Source organism: Marinomonas spartinae (genome assembly GCF_900089775.1).
GTDB lineage: Bacteria > Pseudomonadota > Gammaproteobacteria > Pseudomonadales > Marinomonadaceae > Marinomonas > Marinomonas spartinae.
The window spans coordinates 1-2,654 of the sequence record NZ_FLOB01000028.1 but is presented as its reverse complement, the minus strand read 5'-3'; the positions used below and the strand labels follow the sequence as shown (position 1 = coordinate 2,654).

Annotated in this window: 1 rRNA gene; it reads left to right on the top strand. The window is 50.7% G+C overall.

What is annotated here, in order from left to right:
* Nucleotides 1-31: 31 nt before the first annotated feature.
* Nucleotides 32-2,654, top strand: a 23S ribosomal RNA gene (locus MSP8886_RS21715); the annotation flags it as partial.

The following is a 2,654-nucleotide window of genomic DNA, read 5'->3' as shown; positions in this document are numbered from 1 at the left end:
ACTTCACTCTAAAAACTACTTTGGGTTATATGGTCAAGTGACCAAGCGTGCACGGTGGATGCCTTGGCAGTCAGAGGCGATGAAGGACGTGGTAATCTGCGAAAAGCTCGGGGGAGTTGATAAACAAACTTTGATCCCGAGATGTCCGAATGGGGAAACCCACCCGCTTGCGGGTATCGTATGATGAATACATAGTCATACGAGGCGAACGAGGGGAACTGAAACATCTAAGTACCCTTAGGAAAAGAAATCAATTGAGATTCCCTGAGTAGCGGCGAGCGAAAGGGGATTAGCCCTTAAGTGGCTTTGGTGTTAGTAGAAGATTCTGGAAAGGATCGCTGTAAAGGGTGATAGCCCCGTATACGAAAATGCCTTAGTCATGAAAACGAGTAGGACGGAACACGTGTTATTCTGTCTGAATATGGGGGGACCATCCTCCAAGGCTAAATACTCCTGACTGACCGATAGTGAACCAGTACCGTGAGGGAAAGGCGAAAAGAACCCCTGTGAGGGGAGTGAAATAGATCCTGAAACCGTGTACGTACAAGCAGTGGGAGCGGACTTGTTCCGTGACTGCGTACCTTTTGTATAATGGGTCAACGACTTATTTTCAGTAGCAAGCTTAACCGCATAGGGTAGGCGTAGGGAAACCGAGTCTTAATAGGGCGTTTAGTTGCTGGGAATAGACCCGAAACCGGGCGATCTATCCATGAGCAGGTTGAAGGTTGGGTAACACTAACTGGAGGACCGAACCCACGTACGTTGAAAAGTCCGGGGATGACTTGTGGATAGGAGTGAAAGGCTAATCAAGCTCGGAGATAGCTGGTTCTCCTCGAAAGCTATTTAGGTAGCGCCTCGCGTATTGCCACTGGGGGTAGAGCACTGTTTGGGCTAGGGGGTCATCCCGACTTACCAACCCCATGCAAACTCCGAATACCAGTGAGTGTTAGCGCGGGAGACACACGGCGGGTGCTAACGTCCGTCGTGAAAAGGGAAACAACCCAGACCGTCAGCTAAGGTCCCAAAGTGCCAGTTAAGTGGGAAACGATGTGGGAAGGCTTAGACAGCTAGGAGGTTGGCTTAGAAGCAGCCATCCTTTAAAGAAAGCGTAATAGCTCACTAGTCGAGTCGGCCTGCGCGGAAGATATAACGGGGCTCAAACTGGCCACCGAAGCTACGGGTTCATCTTAGGATGAGCGGTAGAGGAGCGTTCTGTAAGCCGTTGAAGGTCAAGCTGTAAGGCAGGCTGGAGGTATCAGAAGTGCGAATGTTGACATGAGTAACGATAAGGGGAGTGAAAAACTTCCCCGCCGGAAGACCAAGGTTTCCTGTCCCATGTTAATCAGGGCAGGGTGAGTCGGCCCCTAAGGCGAGGCAGAAATGCGTAGTCGATGGGAAACAGGTTAATATTCCTGTACTCGTACATATTGCGATGGAGAGACGGAGAAGGCTAGGCCAGCACAGCGATGGTTGTCTGTGTTTAAGGTAGTAGGTTGAGGAATTAGGCAAATCCGGTTCCTCTTAAGACCGAGAATTGATGACGAGCCCTCTTTTGGGTGAAGTGGTTGATGCCATGCTTCCAGGAAAAACTTCTAAGCTTCAGATATGTAGGAACCGTACCCCAAACCGACACAGGTGGTCAGGTAGAGAATACCAAGGCGCTTGAGAGAACTCGGGTGAAGGAACTAGGCAAAATGGTACCGTAACTTCGGGAGAAGGTACGCCGGCCGGTGTGAAGGACTTGCTCCGTAAGCACTAGTCGGTCGAAGATACCAGGCCGCTGCAACTGTTTATTAAAAACACAGCACTCTGCAAACACGAAAGTGGACGTATAGGGTGTGACGCCTGCCCGGTGCTTGAAGGTTAATTGATGGGGTTAGCGTAAGCGAAGCTCTTGATCGAAGCCCAAGTAAACGGCGGCCGTAACTATAACGGTCCTAAGGTAGCGAAATTCCTTGTCGGGTAAGTTCCGACCTGCACGAATGGCGTAATGATGGCGGCACTGTCTCCACCCGAGACTCAGTGAAATTGAAATCGCAGTGAAGATGCTGTGTATCCGCGGCTAGACGGAAAGACCCCGTGAACCTTTACTATAGCTTCACAGTGAACTTTGAACCTACTTGTGTAGGATAGGTGGGAGGCTTTGAAGATAGGACGCCAGTTCTATTGGAGCCAATCTTGAAATACCACCCTGGTATGTTTGAGGTTCTAACTCAGGTCCGTAATCCGGATCGAGGACACTGTGTGGTGGGTAGTTTGACTGGGGCGGTCTCCTCCCAAAGAGTAACGGAGGAGCACGAAGGTGTGCTCAGCATGGTCGGAAATCATGCATAGAGTGTAAAGGCAAAAGCACGCTTAACTGCGAGACAGACACGTCGAGCAGGTACGAAAGTAGGTCTTAGTGATCCGGTGGTTCTGTATGGAAGGGCCATCGCTCAACGGATAAAAGGTACTCCGGGGATAACAGGCTGATACCGCCCAAGAGTTCACATCGACGGCGGTGTTTGGCACCTCGATGTCGGCTCATCACATCCTGGGGCTGAAGCCGGTCCCAAGGGTATGGCTGTTCGCCATTTAAAGTGGTACGCGAGCTGGGTTTAGAACGTCGTGAGACAGTTCGGTCCCTATCTGCCGTGGACGTTTGAGATTTGAGA